Origin of the sequence: Bauldia sp. (genome assembly GCF_965232525.1) — a bacterium.
Lineage (GTDB): Bacteria > Pseudomonadota > Alphaproteobacteria > Rhizobiales > Kaistiaceae > Bauldia.
Window position 1 is genome coordinate 2625098 of sequence record NZ_OZ246980.1, and the last position, 18394, is coordinate 2643491.

Consider the following 18394-nt stretch of genomic DNA (forward strand, 5'->3'; position numbering starts at 1 on the left):
ATGAGGGCGGTTCTCCGCCGAACCAGTCTGTCGAGTGTCAATCATGCAGTCTCTGCGCACGCTGATCGAGCAGAACCGTGCTGGCGCGCCGGTCGCGATCCCGTCGGTGTGCTCGGCCCATCCGGAGGTGCTGGTCGCATCACTGCTGCTGGCGAGATCGCTGGGTCGGCGCCTTCTGGTGGAGGCGACCAGCAACCAGGTCAATCAGTTCGGCGGTTACACCCGCATGGAACCGGCCGATTTCATCGCCTTTGTTCATCATCTCGCTGACGATCACGATGTCCCGCGCGAGATGATCGATTTCGGCGGCGATCACCTCGGGCCGCAGGCCTGGCGCGACGAACCGGCCGACATGGCGATGGCCAAGGCAGCCGATCTGGTTCGAGCCTATGTCACTGCCGGCTTCACCAAGATTCACCTCGACTGCTCTGAGGGCTGCGCCGGGGAGGCGGGCCAAGTTGGTGATGCGGTTGCCGCTGCGCGGGCGGCCGAATTGGCTGCGGTTTGCGAGGACGCGGCATTGGATGGGAGGGCGATCAGCTATGTGGTCGGCACCGAGGTGCCGTCACCCGGCGGTGTGCGCGCGGAGGAGGGCGATCACGACATTGCCCCGACCGATCCCGACGCAGCACGGGCGACAATTACCACCCACCGGGACGCGTTCACGGCGCGCGGATTGGAGGCAGCTTGGTCGCGGGTGGCGGGGCTGGTGGTCCAGCCCGGTCTCGAGTTCGGCGCGACCGAGGTGTTCCCATTTCCGATGGACTCGCCGAACCGGCTGTCGGCGGCGCTCGCCGACACACCGGGGCTTTGCTTCGAGGCGCATTCGACCGACTATCAGGCACCGGCGGTGTTTCCCGAGCTGGCGCGGCGCAACTTCGCCATCCTCAAGGTTGGCCCGGCGCTGACCTTTGCCTACCGGCAGGCGGTATATGCCCTCGCCGCGATCGATGGGTGGCTGCACCCGACGGCAGACGGACCGCATCTACCGGCGGTGATGGAGCGGCTGATGACCGCCGATCCGGGGTATTGGCAGAGGCACTACGCCGGTGATGGCGAGGCACTGCGGCTGCAGCGGCATTTCGCCTATGCGGACCGGATTCGCTACTACTGGGCACAGCCGGCCGCGCGGGAGGCGGTCACGGCGCTGATGGCGCGGCTCACCGGTCCGCGTCCATTACCGCCGCTTCTGGAGCAATACGTGGAGCCGGTGGTCCTCGATCGGGCTGATGGGCTGATCGGCGACCGGATTGGTTGGGCGCGGGCGATCGTGCTGGCGCAGGTGCAAGGAGCGCTAGCGCCGTATTTCTTCTTCTAGACGACGTCTTCGGTTGGTTTGCCTTCAAAGCCGCGGCGTCAAAAACGCCGTCGATCCACTGTCTACGGACGCCATCAGGACATGCGGCCAGTTATCATCGTCAGGCCGCTCCATGACGACCGCAATGTCGTTGAAGACAACTAAATCGCTCGGCTCGCTCGCCTCCTCGACCTGCAGCATCTCCTGCGAAGCGACCGAATGCGACAGTTCGTACAGGTATGACGCGACACTGAAACCATCGTAGACAATCATGCTATGAGGATAGCATGAAACGCCTGATTATCGTCGCCGGGCATCCGTCAGCGTAGGTACCGCATGTGGGGAAGGAGAATGGCCAAGCTCGTCAGGCTCGGATTCGCAGCCGTTATCCTGCTTTCCGGCACTCCGACACTCCACGCGATAGAGCTGTTCGGCTTCAGCTTTGATAGCGCCGCACCGTCCGACCCCCCGAATTACCTGTTCTGCCTGAATGCTGGTGTGACGTTCTATCTCTCAGACAGGGTTCACGAATACCGGTATTCGGCGAGTGTTCGCAACGGAAAGAGCTGTCGCCTTTCCTCACCTGTTGAAGCCCGCGTCATCCTGTTGTGGGACATGTACAACGGCTCCGATGTCAGAATTGCTGATGGTAAATCGTGCCGCAATGCGTCGTCCTGTGAAGTGCGCGTCGATCAGCAGGAAAAGCTAGGCCCAGCTTGCTTCAAGGCCAGCGCGCATGTGTCGGTTCCAGATGAGCCATCAGAGTATTATGTCATGAAGGCCGAGGTTTGCGGAGGTTAGCCGAGTCCAAACCGTGGACTCGCTAGTTGAAAGTCGTCGTCGCCAAGGCGCGCTCCGCCTTCTCCTCGGGCCAGATGGTGACATCGCTGAGCGGCAGGTCGGCCCCATCGATGTTGACGCCTTCGCCGGCGGCGTCAAGGGTGGCGGTGCCGACATTGTTGGTCACGGTGACCGAGCCCTCGAGCAGCAACACGCCGAAGCGGCCGTCGATGGGTCCGCCCCAGAAATCGGTGCCGCGAACGCCGATCAGCGCAGCCGGTGTCTCGATCTGGACGGTCGCGTCCGGCCGCTTGAAGGCGCCTGACACGAGCCGAAACGGACCAGTAGTCGAGACCAGGAGCTGATCCAATCCTTCGTCCGGCTGGTAGACGAAGGTGTCGATGACGATCCGCGCGCGCTCACCGAGCGTGAGCATGGTTCCGTCCGCTAACGTGATTTCCAGCTTGGCTGCGGCCGCGGTCGCGATCTCCTCGTTGAGGTGAACCGGCAACCCTACGTTCAGCGTTCGCTCGGTTCCCTCATGGAGGCCGACGCACTTGCCGCGTGCCCGACTGACAGCGCCGACTTCCGTTTTGGCGAGCGAGGCTGCCGGGAGAACAAGAAGGGCGATGGCTAAAATCAGACGCCAACCGTATCGCATGGGAACGGGTTCCTTATCGATGAACCGCCGGATGCCCGACGGGTGAAATCATGATGACGGAGCGCGGGACTCGACGCTCCACGAAACGATGCTCAGCCGCGAAGCGCTGCGACTTGAACACCGCCAGTGCGTGACAATGGCGGCAAAAGCGCGGCAGGGGTGGGCGTCGCGGTAGCTTGCCCCAACGCGCTACCGAATTCCGCTCCAAAACAGGTGCGCGCCAATCCGGGCGACCAGCGTCGCTGCTGGCGAGTTCTTGACCCAGCTCGGCTTGACGGACTTGGCGTGGTAGTGGAGCGCACCGGCCACGAGGCTTGGTATCCCACCGAGTAAGGCTCGCCGGGCAATGCCGAGAACCATGTCGAAGACCGGATTGTCGCCTGGCTTCAGCCTGGCGATGATCTTGCGATTCGGATCGTTGTCGTTCCAGCAGGAAAACTGTAGGCGCTGGAGGCAGACCTTGGAAACCGTGTTCGGGTAGCGCTTCGACATGACACGGTTGACGATGACATTGGCGACGGCCTCGATGCCTTCTTTCGGTTCGCCCCGCGCTTCGCCGTAGAGCGTGCGCGCCAGGGTCAGGATCTCCATATCGATGTCGGCGTCGGTGTCGGGGAGCGGAGCGGCAAACGCAGGCTTGTCCGCCACCGGCGCCTTCTTCCAGATATCGCCGAGGCCGAGCTTGGCGCCGGTCTCGGGTCCAACCTCGCCGTCGGAGACGATACCCTTCCGGTCTTGGAAGGCGCTGATCGCGGTGGCGGTAACCACGTCATAGATCCCGTTCACCTGAGCCTTGGCGAGCAGGCCGGCTTTGACCAGCCGTTTCTGGATCTTCTCGACGATCGGACTGTGGCCGGCCGGTGGGTCGAGGACTTTGAACAAGAGGAGGTCACTGCCGAGGCCTTCCGGCATGTCGTAGAGGACGCCGGGAATGAGAACGCCGGTGTTCCAACTGCGACCGAGCGCGGTGTGTTTGACGACACCGAACTGTTTGCCACGGGCCTCGTAGGTATCGCGGCCGTTGCCGAGCGAGATCGCTACATGTCCGTAAGGCGGAGGCTCTCGCCCCGGTGGATTGCGTAGCAGAATGGAACCGGGAACATGGAGCGCGTCACGCCAGCTGATCCGAACCCCATGCTCGCGGGCGTCCCGCTGCCAGTAGCCTGAGTAGGAGTTGTAGCGCTTGGCCGGGTCGGGGACGACCCCGTAGGGAATTCGATAGGCGCGAAAGGCGCAGTAAGACGCGTATTCGGCGCAATCGAACGGCCCCTGCCAATCGGGATCGTCGTAATCCGGTGTCGGCGTGAACCGGTACTTCTGACCGAGGTGTCGCTTGGCCACGCCGAGGATGGTCGCGCCGAGACGGTAGGCGATCGCAGGTGGTGGCGTCTCCGGCGACGGCTCGGCATGCGTAGGTCCTGGCTCGGGCTCCGGAACCGGTTCATGAACCGCGGGGGGTGCGAGGGTGATCTGCCGCTCGGTGAGCAATCGTTCGAACGCGACGCCCGGGGGGCTGTCCGGCGTCTTCCAGTCCTTGCCGGCGAGCCAGTGGACCAGGCCGCGGGTCAAAACGACGATGGTCTCGCCATAGGCTGCCGGATCGCCGCCAGCCACCAGCCGGTCGGCAAGTGTCTCGGCAATCACGATGGTGTTGCGGCGATCTGTTGAATAGGCACCGCGCGGGTCGCCACCGGCGATCGCTTCGACCGTCACCCAAGGATTGGTCCTGAGGGTCAGCGCCTTCGCAAGTTCCGCGTCCTTGCCACCGCACGACTCGAACAAGGCGCTCTTGAACGCGGGGTTCGCCTCGATGTCAGAATTGATCGATTCAAGCAGCGCGCCGAGCAGCGGATACTTTTCTTCCCGGTTGGCGGATATCCTCACGGACTGCCTCCCTTCTACCGAGCGTTTGGGACGTCGAAAATCCTCGCGAACAGCGGCACGATGTCGATCGGGCTGTGGGTAAGAATGACGACCTCCACGTCCGCCTCAGACGCGAAGCCGAACGCCTCCCGTTCCTCGTCCAGTAGATTGGCGAAGTTTCTCCGAAGGTAGGTGGCGATCGCCGATAGGGTCTCCTCGTCGGCGAGGCCGGTGCACGTGTTGGGGTCGCAGCTGAGCCCTTCGCCTTCGTCGCTGAGGAACGCTTGAACGTTGCGCACCACCGTGCTCGGCGTTTCAGGGGGCGCGAGTGGCGCGGCGCCCTGGTTCAATTGGAATACGCCAGGGAACCGACACTCCAGCACGGCCGGTCCCTCGCCGAGGAGAAGCTGCTCGCCGATCGCAACGGCGTGCGGGCCGATCTGACAGAAATAAGCGAACGCGTCGGGACACGCGGTATCGGTGCTGGTCCACGCGCCATCGTTGCAGGTGAAAAGGACCTGCTCGACCTGTCCGTCCTGAACCGCGGGTTGGCAGGCCGAGGCGCCGTGCGAGTACGTGGCGCCGCCGACCGAACAACTGTCCTGCGCCAGCGTATTCGAACCGCCGATCGTCAGTAGCGCCACCAATCCAATCGAAGCGCGCCGCATGATCGCCCCCCTCGAAACCATCAGCTTACGTCAGCGGGTCGGAAAATGCACATAGGCAACGACGCTTAGCGCCAAAGGGCGTCGTGATCGCGATGGACATCCCGCATGCCGTCTTCAAAGAAGCGGTCGTAGTATTCGTTCTCCAGAAGATGCACCTGGATCCAGATACCGGGCGCGTGAATGGCCTCGCAGTGGGCCGGGAAGCGACCGTGTGTCTCATAAATGTACTCGCAGATCGCGCGGGTGCACTCGATGACCTCGCCGCCATACTCGGCGGCTTCGTCGAGGTAGCGGTCGCCGTAGTCGTCCTTGTAGATGCGGCGGAAGAGGTCGGTGTCCTTGTAGATGCCGTCGGGCCCGAACTTGTCGGCGATCACTTCGTCGACCGCTTCGCTCATGGTGTCGTAGTACGGCGGGCACATACCCTTGATCAGGGTCTCGCCCTTGTGACGAAGGCCAACGGCGTGACTGCGCACGTGTTTCATCTGCCGGATCGGCAGCGTCGCCCAGCGGAAGAAGTCGAGGAACTTCCATGGCGGCGTCACGTGGTCGAAATCGAGAAGCTTGCCATAGGTGTCGCGGAACTTGGGATCCCCCATCAGCACCGGTGGCGATATCGCGCCGTGAATCCAAGCGCCGAGACCCATCGCTTCGGCCACCAGGAAGATGTTCTGGGTGAGTAGCGTCGCCTCGAGCTGGGTCCGCATCTGCTGGATGACGCCGAGGGGTATCTTGATGTCCGGATTGAGGAAGCCACTGTCGACCCACTTCTTGACGCCGGCGAGCCGGTAGAAATTGCGGTCGTCGACGATGGTCGGGCGTGCCTTACCGGGCTGGGTCAGCAGATACATCAGGCCGTTGATGTACTGGTGCGACAGATCGACGACCGGAAAGAGGATGGTCGTACCGGGAAGGTTGGATAGGAAGCGGTTGGAATCGAGATAGGCGGGAAAGTCGCGCATCCCCTCGGGTACGTCGATGCGGTGGTCGAGCAGCTGGACCTTGGACTCTTCGGCGCGGGCGATCAGGTTTTCCGGCGTCCATGCGTCAACGCCGCCTTCGGCCGACGGCAGGTGGCGCAGGAAGTAGGTTCCCTCATCGTTGATCAGGAAGAAGTAGGTGCCTTGCGCGTTGTCGGGACTGCCGGCGGTGCGGCCGTCCATGGTCAGGTTCGGCTTCGACATGATCGTCTCGCCGGTGTCCGGATCGGCGAAGGGCCGGTCCGGCATGGTCATGCCCGAGGCGCCGGTTGACGCAATGAGGATGGCTTCCTCGAGCGGCGAGAGTGGCTCGCGCGCGTTCTCCGAGACATAGCTCATCGACCCGGCGGTTACCGAGCTGCCGCGGCTGACCCGATGGGTTCGTCGCCCCCATAAGGTCTTCGCCAGGGGTTGTTGGAGGAAATCGGCGAGGCCTTCTGAATCGCTCATCGTCTGCTCCTCACAAGACCCGCTGCCAGGGCGCGAAGGCGGTGGCGTTGCGCGGGATGACCGAGGCGAGTTCGGGGCAGTGGCGCAGGATCAGGCTGGTCATGCCGTTGTTCTCGATCCAATCCATGCCGAACGGCGTGTAGATCTCCGGCTTGAAGTCGACGTTCAGGAAGCGGTCGCTCTGCAAGCGGCGCGACGCCATCAGGATGAAGATGCGAAACGCGGTGTCGCTGAAGCCGAAACCGGGTGGCGGCTGCTCGCCGAGGAGGCCGACCACCGTGTCGACCTTGTCGACGTCGCCATAGATTTCCTTGAGCAGCCGGTTGGTCTCCGGGTTGGCGGTCATTTCGTCGAAACTCTTGATCTCCGGCATGCGTAGCCCCCGGCGGAAACCGTTGTAGCGGGGTACACCGCGTTTGCGGGTCCGCATCAGATCGACCACCGCCAGATCGATGATCTCGCCTTCGCGTTCGAAGCGGCGCAGAGACTCCGGGAAATTGTGCAAGGTGATGGCGCCGGGATACGCCACGCCAAAGGAATAGAGCGCGTCGCAGAGGCCGGTATCGCGCATGGCGTCGTCGGCCATCTTGCCCTGGATCTGCAGGAAATTTTTGCGGCTGCGCTCGGCACCGGATGCGAAGTCGTAGAAGATGTAGTCATCGGGGAGCAGCGGATGCATCCGATAGACGGTCACGAACTCCTCGGTGAGGGAGTAGGGCGCCGTATGGTGATCCGGCTCCGTCATCGGAATGCCTTTCAGGGCATGAACATCGGTCAGCCAGATGCCGAGCCGGGTGAGCCAGTCGCGAGACGGCGGGCCGTACCAATTGGTCTTCATGCCAATGTCCAGCGCCTCGGTGCTGAGGATCGCCGGCGTCCATTCGACCGTGTGAATCTTGGCGATCAGCGCGGACACGATCAGCCGCGCCGTCTGATAGACCCGCTCGTCGCTCCAGGTCGGGTTGATCTTCCGGAGCTCGTCGCAGAGCAGATTGTGTTCGCGGGCGAACAGCGTGTGGAGCACGCTGAGACCCATCCACCAGCTCTCGTTGAAGCCGGTCAGCTCGAAACCGTGAATGCCGACCGGGAGAAACTTGTCCTCATCGAGCTTGAGCTTTGCGCCGTCGCGAAGCTTCAACGCATGCGCCTGGCTGGAGCCATAGACTTCCGAGCCGTCCCACCAGTGCGATGATGCGTTGGCGAAGAGACTCGGGTCATTCGGGTCGCGGGGGATATTGTCCGCGAAGCGCATCGCATCTTCTTCTTCGCCCGCGATCTCGTTGATCCAGCCCGGATGTCCGGGCGGCAGTTTGACCACCACGTCGTCCTCGCCGAGCTTGCGGCGCGCGTGGGCGACCCAGTCATGCACCTGAAACTGAATCCATGCTGCGGCCAGCACGTTGAGGATGGTCGCCGGGATGAACTGCTCGCGTTGCATTAGGCGATCGCTGACGGTCACCGCGTTCGGTTCGTCGACCGGCGTCTTGTCCTCATATGCCGGCATGTTGCGGCCGAAGGCGGCGCCGACCGCTCCCATCTTCGGGTCGCTCAGATCATTGAAGCTGCCGTCGTAACTGCGCTGGATTCGGTGCTCCGGGGCTATCTCTGGCGGCACCTCCCGCGCTTTCGGCGGTGCCTCGCGCGGCTCGGTGTCGATCAGGTTGTGCTGCCGCAAATCGTGACGGAGCGCGTCGAGATTGAGCAGGCTCGCCATCAACGGCAGGCGGTACCACGGCCAGCGGCGGTTGATAGCGCGGAAGCCGGCGCGGGCGCCACCGCCAAGGACGCGATTGCGTAAGGGCGGCGGATTCGGCTGCCATCGCCGTCTCTGCCGGTGGGCGATCGAGGCGTCGTAGGCCGCCTTGCGGGCGCGGTTGAGGTGTCCGAGCGGACGGAAGTCGTCGGTGGTGTTCCACGGGTTGAAGCCGAGCTGATCAATCTCCCGGCGCTCGGCGATGGCATCGACGTCCGAAAGATCGCGCTGCGGCAGGACGAGCGTGGCGATGGGGATGGCCGGGCTCTTCGCATCGCTCCATTCGACCGCTGTGTCCTCGATCGGTGTATCCTCCTCGTTGACATAACGCTGGATGCAGAACTCGAAGCGGACGTCGCCACCGGCCAGTCTGTTGGCCAGTTCCGTTTCGAGGAACGCCGGGCTGTCGGTTGGGTCCGCTGCATGGGCGGCGCCGGGAGCGGGGCGAAAGATAAAGCGTACGGCCTCGTCGCCCCAAGTCATCGCGCCGCGGCTCCAATAGGACTCCAGCGCGAGGCTGCGGGGGACGGATCGACCACCCAAGACATTGCGCAGCATGCGGATCGTCTCCGACGGCCCGAACTGGAACATCAGCTTCACCATCCCGCCCAGCCGTGAGACCGTGCCGCCGGCGAGCGCATGGGCGAAGTAGACGAATTGATGGGCGTCGCGGGCATGGGAAACGGGGAAGTTGGTGGCGAGCAGGTCATGCTGCTCGTCATCGGAGACCAGGACCCGCACGGCTAGGCCGCGGAAGTCTTTTTCGGTGTCGGGCAGGCGCACGGAGGCGGCGTTCGAGAACCGCACCAGCGCCGGGTATTGGGCCCCGGACTGGGCGAAACCGACGCGGAGGTCCTCGGGCAGATCGTCGTTGAAGACGAAGGTTGCGCCTTCGAATGCCGCGATCGAGCGGGCGTGGAAGGCGCGGTCGACGGCCTTAGCCTTCGCAGCTTTCTTCGACTTAAGCTGCGCCTCCATCATCAGCTTGGCGAGGTGGTCGAACTCCAGCCGTTCCTGTTCGTCCGAGCCTTTTGGTTTTTCAGTCCACGTCGCCATCGTCGCCCTCTCCCGCGGGAAGCTGTCAGTCGCCACCTCTGAACCGTGACGAGATGCGCTCGAACACGCCGGCGAGAACGCCCTCGGGGTTCGGGCTGTAATTGGGTAGCGCGAGCCGTGTGATCCGCGCGTCGATCAGAGTCGGCCGCCCCGAATCGAGGGCGGCCTGAAACGCGTCCTCAAAATCGCCGATGCGGTCGACGCTATAACCGTCCGCACCACACGCGCGGGCGTAAGCGACATAGTCCGGGTTGGGGAACTCTACGAGACCGGTCTTCAGGAATGCGGAGAGCTGGTAGAGCTTGATGAGCTTGAACTCGCCATCATTGAAAATCACCCAGACGACCGGGATGTTGTGCTCGACAGCGGTCATCAGTTCGAAGCCACTCATCAGGTACGAACCATCGCCGACGGCGGCGACCACGGGGCGATCCATGTCCTGGTATTTCACGCCGATCGCACCGCAGACGCCGATGCCCATGGGGCCATAGGTGCCGGGCTTACGGAAGTTCTGCCCGTCCTTGAGCTCAAGGTAGTAGCCGAGCCAGGCGAGATGAGCGCCAGCGTCAGCGAGCACGACGCCACGCGGCGGCAGCATCTTCGAAATCGCCTGGGACAGTTGGCCAGGATGCAGCTTGGGCGTGAACTTGATAACTCGCTGCTCATCGAAGTCCGGCGCGCGATAGGTCTTCGGTGGTATGCGACCAAGTACGGACATTGCGTCGGCGAGTCCGGATATGGCGAGGCGGGCATCGCCGATGATCGCCCGGTCGGCCTTGTAGACCTTGTCGATCTGGTTCGCGTCGACGTCAATGTGCACCAGCTTGCGGTTCTCAAACAAATCGTCGCGGAAATCGAAGGTGGCGTGCTGGGCGAAGCTGTTGCCGAGGCCAACGACGACGTCGGAATCGAGAAAGAGCTCCCAAGCGCTTTTGTGGCCACTGTCGGCAAACACACCGATCGCCAGTGGATGGCTCTCGTCGACGATTCCCTTGCCATCAAGGGTAGTGATCAGAGGGATCTGGTAGCGCTCGATAAAGTCGAGCACTTCTCGATTGGCGCGCGCCAGGATCGCGCCGAAGCCGACGAGAAGAACCACCTTCTTGCCATCGCGAACGGCGTCGATCAGGAAGGCGGCGGTGTCTGCGACACGATCCGGATCGGGGACGACCGGCCGTACGTTCAGCACCGGCGGCTCGAAGTCCTCGATCTTGATTGACGGATCGGTGATATCCTCGGCCACCGCGATGTGCACCGGGCCGTGCCGGCCGTCGAAGGCGATGTCGATGGCCTGCTGAAGCGTGTCAGCGACCTCGTCGATATCCTTGATCAGGAAGTTCGCCTTGGTCATCGCATCGAAGACCTTCTGGGAATCCGGTGTGCGATTCAGCCCCGAGGTCTCGTTCAGCCCGCCGCGGCCTGTCCACTCCATCGTCGAATAACCAGTAATCGCCAGCAGGGGGTAGGAATCGGTGAGGGCGACGCACACGCCGGAGATCAGGTTGAACGCGCCCGGTCCGGCGGTGGCGAAGCAGACGCCAAGCTTGTTGGAGAACATGGCATAGCCGCAGGCCATGAAGGCGGCGCCCTGTTCGTTCTTGGCAATGACGGGGCGGATTTTCTTCGAGTCGTCGAGCGCCAGCATCAGGCCGGCGGCATTTTCACCCGCCCCCCCGAATGCAGCATCAACGCCGACCGCTTCCAGGCCGGCCACGATCGCTTCATAGACACGCATCGCCGTCCTCCGTCCGTCGCCACTGACGGGCTCTGTGCGTGGTAAGTATCTATTTTATCTTGTATTTTGACTTTCGTTTGACCTAGAAAGGTACAGTAGGAATCGGGTTGACGCAAGGCAGCCAAAGCGTTTTGTGTTGGACCGACGTCAGTTGACAGGCGCGGCGATCACGAACCCCGGGACAGCGCCGCAGGCACATGCCGACCCGATCGGTTGCGGCGGCGAAATCCGGCACGAGTAGGTCGCGGTCTTGCAGAATCCACCGATCTGCTGCGTGTTCTGAACCGGCGTCATGAAAGTCTCAGGCGGTGGCGGCGGCACGGGAGTCGTGGTGACGCCAGTCATAACCACCAGGGATAGCGCTGTTGACATCATCGGATTTGTCGCTCCTGCGGTAGGCACCCGCTTGTGTTCCGATCGTTGGCGGGACAATAGCCTCCGAAGTTGAACGCCACCTGAACGCCATTTGTGAACCGGATCACTGCTGCGGCGCTTGTACCGCGCAGCCCTCCGACGTTTTCGAACTGATCGACGTGGCCAACTTCGCCTCGGTCACCCCCTCGCTGGTCCACAGGCGCAGGCGATCATCGCGGCTTGCTGAGAACGGCTTGCGGAAATAAGCGACGACGCCGCCCATATTGGGCATGATCTCGATCCGCTGGGCTTTGACGCTGCCGATGGTGACCGCCGTGTTCCGCCACAGCCGCTGGCCGACGATGAGCAGCGGGATTTCGTTGCAGGTCTGCTGGGCGGTCGAGTCGATCTCCGAGATCACCGGGCCACTGCGCGCCGAATCGACCAACAGGACATCAATCAGTTCCGGACGGTTCGGCAACCGGACCGTCAACTCGCGGCGGCCGTTGGTGAAGCTCGAATCGGCGGGCTCGGCGAGCACAATACTGCCGCTGCCCTCGATCCACTCCTTCTTCAGCGCGAGTCGAACCTCTGTCCACCAGGCCGGCACCGAGATGATGGCCAGGATCGACTCATTCATGCTGACGAAGCTGCCGGTCTCCAGCGCTGCCGGCGATTTAGCACCGGGATCTATGATCCAGCCGACAATCGGTGTGTATCCCTCGCTAAACTCGGCCAGCGCGCCGGGTTCGCCTGCCTGCAGCGGAACCGGGTCGCCGACGCGGCGCGCGACATCGCCGAAGGTCGTGAGATATGATCGTAACTCGGCGCCGCGGGTTCCGAAACCAAGGACTCCGTCGAACACCCCACCCGGGCTCGAATACTCGTACCGGCTGCTGATGTCGCTGACGACCGGCAGCGACCCTTCGCGGGGCAGGACCGAATAGCTGTAGGTGTTGTAGTCGACGACGCTGCGAACGAAGTCGTAGTAGCCGATCTTCAGATTAAGCGCGTAGCTGATTTCGCAGCCGTTTGAGACCTCGAAGAACGGGTTGTTGATGCCGATCGCTGCGTAGTCGATCATCTGCCAACCGGTGTCCGCGGTCCGCGCGCCCGACGAGAATTGCTCCACGGCGTCGGTGACGATGTTGATCAGGTCGGCTTCCTCCTGGCGGAGCGGCGCGTCCTGTTCATCGAGCTGGAAAACATCGATTTTCTTCGCCGCACCTTCGGCCATCTCGATGACGCCGGAGGTGACGCCAAAGATGGTCTGGAGATAGGCTTCGGCGGGCCGTGCTTGGCACGCTTCGTCGAAAACATAGAGCTGGATGTTCCTTGGCCTCACATACACGAGGGGACGGGCGATGGGTTCGCTGGTGATCCGAACGGTGAGCCCAAGGGCATCCGGTACGCTTGCCGAGGCGACCGGATACTCACGGAAGGGATCGTACTGGCTCGCCAGTTCGATCTCGATCTCGTCCTCGGCGACGCCCAGCACATCGGCGATCGCTTTCCGCGCGAAATACGCCTTGATGCGGCGGACATAGGGGTCCCTGTCCTCTTCCGCGATTGGCTCAAGTAGGGTGTCCATGGTGGCGAGGGTTTCGGGTCGGGCGGCCCTGAGCGCCAGCGGACCCGGTCCGGCCTGGTCGAAGTCGGCGTAGTTCCGAATATTGAAGAGCTCATTCGAGTCGGTCGGCTCGAGCAGAAACTGGCTGTAGAGAACCCGCAACCGGTTGTTGACCCGGTCGCTGATGCTCTCCCGCCAGATCTCGTAGATACCCTCGAAGCGACGTCCGTCGCTGCCGCGGATCTCGCGCAAAAACGCGTTGGTCAAGTGGTCGCCATCAGCGTGGACCGCGGCATCATCCACCCCGTCGGGCGGGAGAATCTCGATCCGCACCTGCGCCATCCGACCGCTCGCCGGGGCGCTGATTACTGTGTTGTCGAACTTGAGCACATAGAGGGCGTTGCCCTCGAGATCGTGGCGGTCGTCGAGCTTGTTCTCGATGATCCGCTGGCGGATCAGACTCCGAGACGCACTGCGTAACCGGAATTTGTCGTTGAAACCGATCAGGCTTGTACCGCGTGCCATCGCCTCGGCGCCGGCTCCGCCGGTGGTACCGCCGCCAAGACCTCCGGCGGCGCCCGCTTGGTCGAGGTCGAGGTTGAGTTGTCGCCTGATGATGTTCTCGATTGAGGTGAAGTCTTCATTGGTCGCGGCCGCCGTCAACTGATCGTCGAGCCAGGCCTCCTCGGTCAGCCGCTCGTTGATCAGCCGCTCGCGGGTGTAAACCTCGGGGCTGTCCACATAGATGGCGCCGGCCGGTGGCAGCAGCCGCCAGTACAGGTTCTTGATTGGTGTCCAGAAAAACGCGATGAGGACGATCACCGACAGCGCGATCAGCCAGGGCTTGGACGAGGCGAACAGCCGAGCAGTGAATCGGCTGGCCGATCGGTAGGCGCTGCCTAGCCAAGCACGCACCGGTATGGCCCCGCCCGCGGGTTTCGCGGCGGAATCCGACCTAGTCGCTTCGGGCTCGGTTTCCGTCGCCATCGAAACCCCGCCGCTGCGACGCCTGCAACACCGTCATGGCCGACGAGGCCGATCGTCGTTCACGGAACGAAACGATACGACGACGGCCGGCCCGTTGACCCCTCAACAGTCCTCAGGCGCCGTGGTCCAACAGTCCTTAGCGCCAGCAGCTTAGCACGAAATCGGCGATGACCGCATTGGTCTGACCATTGTTGTCGGTATTGGTGAATCCCGGCTCGTTGCTAGCCGATGTGTGTCGCGGGCTCAGGTCGAGGCGAAAGTGCTGCTGGCGCCAAGCGCCTGAAATGGCTGGGGCACTAGGATTCGAACCTAGACTTACGGAGTCAGAGTCCGCTGTCCTACCATTAGACGATGCCCCACCTAATCCATTGTTGTGTAACGGTTATTTCAGGTGGCTTCGCAAAGGGCGTATCCCACTTTGCGAAGATCACTCATTCTTATAGGGAGCTTGGCTTGGCCGGTCCAGCCCCGGTCGGACGGGGCGTCTTGTCGTTCAGCGGATGTCCCAGCTGTCTACGGCATGGATGAGTCAGGCCATATGAACGCCATGCGACTCGCCTGGGTCATCATGATGCCCGAGGGCGACCGCACGCTCATCATTCAAAAGACGGGCGGCGCCAATGGCATATTCAGCTACATCGCCTAGCTCCATCCAGGGGGCAGCATCTTCATCGCCATCAATCAGTTCGACTTCTCCGCCGGGATGGCCATGGCGAATATGGCCAACGAGCTCATCACCACGCTCGTGCCGCGCTGACGACGGAGCCGAGTAAGGGTAGCGTCTTTCGAAATTCTGTGGGTGACGTGGGCTATTGCCCCGGCACCTGCGGCAGCGCCTTTGGCCTCTCGTAGAACAGGGACGGCTGAGCCCAGTCGGGCTCCTCGCCAGAGAAGAGATCGAGAAACGCGATGGCCTGGGACGGGTCCTCTTCGACGTTCTCTTTGAACGACCACCATGTGCGAATGTCGCCGAGGTCCGGGGTGAGTTCGACGTCGGCATCGAACTCCTGCGCGAGGACACCGGAGCGCACGTTCAGGCAATAAGCGACATAGACGTAGCCTTCTGGCCAGTAGTAGGCCGGATTGGAGGCATCCGATCCGACCGGAACCGCAACGACCTCGAGCGGTTTGAGGTTGATCAACTGGCGGAGCATCAGGCCCGAGGCAAAGCCGACAAACGCCTGTCGGGCTTGTGGTTGTGACGGTTTCCGGGCCTCGAATCCGCGGGACCACGCGACGAAGACCCGCGCCAGGCGATCGGGACTGATCTTGTATTCCACGCCGCTTGCCTCGGAGATCAACTCGACCTGCTGGGTGAACGACTGCTTGAACCAGCGCATCCTGCGAACGGCGCGACGGATGGGGCCGACCGTTTGGTCAATGGCGCGCGGAACAGGGAGGTCGATCACAGCGTCACACTTTTTCGGCGTAAGCGGCGATCAGCGCCCTCAACTCCGTCCGGTCACCCAATCGCGTGCGGATGTCGTCTTTCAGCGCGACCGCGACATCGCAGCATGCGAACAGCAACGTGTCGTTGTCGTCGTCGATGAAGGCGTTGCGCTCGGCCAGCAGCCATAGGGCCAGAGCAAACACGGCGACCATCGGCATGTCGGCGGCGGTGAGCGCCTCCGGGTCATCCGGGTCTGCGGCCACCAGAACCTGCCGGATCACTCGGCGGCGCAGCATCTCGTCGACCAATGCTGCGGCTTGATCGAACCGGCCCGCCCCCTCAGCCGGTGTTCCCATCACCGAAGCGTAAGCGCCGGCGGCCGATGCTTCAGAGACCAGTGCTGCTTCGGCGCCAAGGTAGCCGAACGCCTTGCTCAGCGGCCGATACGCAGCCTGAGCGTACGCGATCTCCGCGCGATCGATGCTGAGAATGTCGTCGAAAGTCACTGCATCGCTATCGACCGCCACTGGTGCGTCGAGGAACCGCCGGGACATCCCACCGGCGACGCTGTTGACGCGGGTGGCGACGTCATCGACTTCGGAAACGATCGCGCGCGCGACCCCGCCGATCGGCGCGCTGAGGGCATCGCTACGACGTTTGGCGAAGGTCCGTCCACGATAGAGGAAGAAGCGAATGGCACGAAGCGCATCCTTCAGCGAAAGCATCGCTGGGTGCGTCTTAATCGCGTGTTGCCAAGACTGTGCCATAACTGAACTCGGTACCTAGACTTCAGACCGTATCACGGGGCGCAGCATGCCGCACGGTCGACCCTCGCGCTCAGCCCTTTGTCGGCGTTTCCCGGATGAACGCCATCGTATCCTCGAGCGATCGAACCACGGCCTGCGAGCCCAACCCCATCGCGTTTTGCGCCGAGGTTGCCTGAGCCAGGCGAACACACTCTTCCGGGGAAAGGCCCAAGTGAAGGCCCGTGGCAAAGCCTGCGTTGAAGCAATCGCCACAACCACAGGTGCAAACAACCTCGATATCGAATGCCGGCAGATGAAATCGCGTGCCGTCACTGTGACGATACAATGCGCCCTCCGCACCGAGGGTGAGGACGACGCATTTGGCGCCCATGTCGAGGAGAAACCGGGCCATGTTGTCGTAGTCGGTCAGGCCAGAAAGGGCAGCGGCTTCTTCCTCCGACGGCAGAAAATAGTCGGTGTAGGGAAGCAGCACCTCGACAAGTGGGAGTTCGTCTGCCGTGCTGGCGAACACATCGAGTGTCGTGGTGCAGCCGCGCTCTTTGGCGGCGCGCATCACTTCTGTCGTGCGGCCGCGATCCATGCGATCCATCAGACCGACGCCACCGACATGAAGGATTCGCGTGTCGATGACCCGGTCGAGATCGTCGTCTGATACGAAGAACGCGCCGGTCGCGCCCTTCTTGTGAAGGGCCGGGCGGGCGCCGTCCGGCCGCGTAGTCACGATCGAGGACGAGGTGGAGACGCCCGGACAGGGCTGCATGTTTTCTGTATCGACGCCGAAACTCTGAAGTTTCATCAGAACCCAATCGCCCATGTCGTCGATGCCTACGCCGCTAACCGCCTGTACCGAAAGGCCGTACTTGGCGGCCACAATCGCGGCGCTCCCGGCGGCCCCGGATACGGCAAGCGTCAGTTCGTCAATGAAATATGTGTCGCCGCCGGGTGGCAGTTCGTTGACCGGCCGGCCAAGGCAGTCGAACGTGTAGAATCCCATGGACGTGTAGTCGAACGTCATCGAGCCGTCTCAGGTCGTGCGGATACGCTGTCCCGCATCCGCGTCGAAATAGTAGAGGCGATCGGTATCGAAAGTGATCTTACAAGGGGAACCCAGTTCGGCCCGGAAGTCACGGTCGGCCTTAACCTCGATGGTGTCGGTATCGGTTTTCAGGGTGAGGATCGTAACATCGCCAGTCGGTTCCACACCATAGACCGATGCGTTCAGGTGAGCGCCCTCTGTGGCCACTTTGCAATCCTCCGGGCGAACGCCGAGGGTCACCGCCCGGCCATCGTCGACCGGCACGTCTGGTATCTCGACGCCAGGGGCCCCGAATGCACCGTCGGCAACACGACCGGTGATCAGGTTCATCGGTGGCGAGCCGATGAACCCGGCGACGAACGTATTGGCTGGATCGGAGTAGATCTGGTCCGGTGCCCCGATCTGCTGGATTTCGCCGCCCTGCATGATGACGATGCGATCGGCGAGGGTCATCGCCTCGATCTGGTCATGGGTGACGTAGACGGTGGTGATCTTCAACTGCCTCTGCAGGTGCTTGATATGCACACGCATGGCAGCGCGCAGTTTTGCGTCGAGGTTGGAGAGCGGCTCGTCCATGAGGAACGCTTGCGGCTCGCGGACCACAGCACGGGCGAGGGCAGCCCGCTGGCGTTGCCCGCCGGAAAGGGCACCGGGCTTGCGGTGGAGAAAGTCGCCGAGTTCGACCATGTCGGCGGCACGCTGAACCAGGGTCGACTGCTCCTCCTTCGGCACGCCGCGCATGCGCAGCGGGAACCGGATGTTCTCGTAGATGGTCATGTTCGGGTAGAGCGCGTAACTCTGGAACACCATGGCGACGTCGCGGTCGCGGGCATCCACGTCGGTGACCGACTCCCCGCCGATCAGGATTTCCCCGCCGGTCGGCTCCTCGAGGCCGGCGATCATCCGCATCGTGGTGGTCTTGCCGCAACCGGAAGGACCCAGCAGCACGATGAGTTCCTCGTCGGCGATGGTGAGGTTAACGTCCTTCACCCCGACGAAGCTGCCCCACGACTTTCCGATCCCGCGTAACTCGATTTCCGCCATCGA

At 62.8% G+C, this 18394-nt stretch carries 14 protein-coding genes and 1 tRNA gene; 2 read left to right on the forward strand and 13 right to left on the reverse strand.

The window, feature by feature from the left end:
- Positions 1–43: 43 nt before the first annotated feature.
- Complete coding sequence (locus tag ACO076_RS12450) at positions 44–1318, forward strand: class II D-tagatose-bisphosphate aldolase non-catalytic subunit (protein WP_421723151.1); 1275 nt, start codon at positions 44–46, stop codon at positions 1316–1318.
- A gap of 24 nt (positions 1319–1342) precedes the next feature.
- On the opposite strand, the gene ACO076_RS12455 is transcribed toward ACO076_RS12450, so the two are convergent.
- On the reverse strand, positions 1343–1570 hold the full coding sequence (locus tag ACO076_RS12455; RefSeq protein WP_421723152.1) for a hypothetical protein: 228 nt from the start codon (positions 1568–1570) through the stop codon (positions 1343–1345).
- A gap of 78 nt (positions 1571–1648) precedes the next feature.
- On the opposite strand from ACO076_RS12455, the gene ACO076_RS12460 reads away from it, so the two are divergent.
- On the forward strand, positions 1649–2098 hold the full coding sequence (locus ACO076_RS12460; protein WP_421723153.1) for a hypothetical protein: 450 nt from the start codon (positions 1649–1651) through the stop codon (positions 2096–2098).
- A 22-nt stretch (positions 2099–2120) separates the two neighbouring features.
- Here ACO076_RS12460 and ACO076_RS12465 read toward each other — a convergent pair whose 3' ends face one another.
- From ACO076_RS12465 to ACO076_RS12520, 12 genes are all read right to left on the reverse strand, one after another.
- On the reverse strand, positions 2121–2738 hold the full coding sequence (locus ACO076_RS12465; protein ID WP_421723154.1) for a FecR family protein: 618 nt from the start codon (positions 2736–2738) through the stop codon (positions 2121–2123).
- A 189-nt stretch (positions 2739–2927) separates the two neighbouring features.
- Positions 2928–4622 carry a cell wall hydrolase gene (locus ACO076_RS12470; protein ID WP_421723155.1) on the reverse strand — a complete coding sequence of 565 codons (1695 nt, stop codon included), beginning with the start codon at positions 4620–4622 and terminating at the stop codon, positions 2928–2930.
- 14 nt (positions 4623–4636) lie between these two features.
- Positions 4637–5269, reverse strand: a complete 633-nt coding sequence (locus ACO076_RS12475) for a hypothetical protein (protein ID WP_421723156.1) — start codon at positions 5267–5269, stop codon at positions 4637–4639.
- Positions 5270–5334: 65 nt separating this feature from the next.
- Positions 5335–6699 (reverse strand): hypothetical protein, encoded by a 1365-nt coding sequence (locus tag ACO076_RS12480; protein WP_421723157.1) that lies wholly within the window; start codon positions 6697–6699, stop codon positions 5335–5337.
- Between the two features lie 10 nt (positions 6700–6709).
- Entirely contained in the window at positions 6710–9508 is a 2799-nt protein-coding gene (locus ACO076_RS12485; RefSeq protein WP_421723158.1) for a peroxidase family protein, read from the reverse strand.
- Positions 9509–9533: 25 nt separating this feature from the next.
- The gene (locus tag ACO076_RS12490) at positions 9534–11243 is read right to left on the reverse strand and encodes a thiamine pyrophosphate-binding protein (RefSeq protein WP_421723159.1); all 1710 of its coding nucleotides are present in this window, start codon (positions 11241–11243) and stop codon (positions 9534–9536) included.
- A gap of 478 nt (positions 11244–11721) precedes the next feature.
- Positions 11722–14082 carry a hypothetical protein gene (locus tag ACO076_RS12495; protein WP_421723160.1) on the reverse strand — a complete coding sequence of 787 codons (2361 nt, stop codon included), beginning with the start codon at positions 14080–14082 and terminating at the stop codon, positions 11722–11724.
- A gap of 357 nt (positions 14083–14439) precedes the next feature.
- A tRNA-Gln gene (locus ACO076_RS12500) sits at positions 14440–14513 on the reverse strand.
- A 450-nt stretch (positions 14514–14963) separates the two neighbouring features.
- Complete coding sequence (locus ACO076_RS12505) at positions 14964–15563, reverse strand: hypothetical protein (protein ID WP_421723161.1); 600 nt, start codon at positions 15561–15563, stop codon at positions 14964–14966.
- Between the two features lie 4 nt (positions 15564–15567).
- A complete protein-coding gene (locus tag ACO076_RS12510) occupies positions 15568–16269 on the reverse strand; it encodes a hypothetical protein (RefSeq protein WP_421723162.1) in 702 nt (233 codons plus the stop codon).
- A 112-nt stretch (positions 16270–16381) separates the two neighbouring features.
- Entirely contained in the window at positions 16382–17326 is a 945-nt protein-coding gene (locus ACO076_RS12515; protein WP_421723163.1) for a carbohydrate kinase family protein, read from the reverse strand.
- Between the two features lie 9 nt (positions 17327–17335).
- Positions 17336–18391, reverse strand: a complete 1056-nt coding sequence (locus ACO076_RS12520; RefSeq protein WP_421723164.1) for an ABC transporter ATP-binding protein — start codon at positions 18389–18391, stop codon at positions 17336–17338.
- Between the last annotated feature and the right edge of the window lie 3 nt (positions 18392–18394).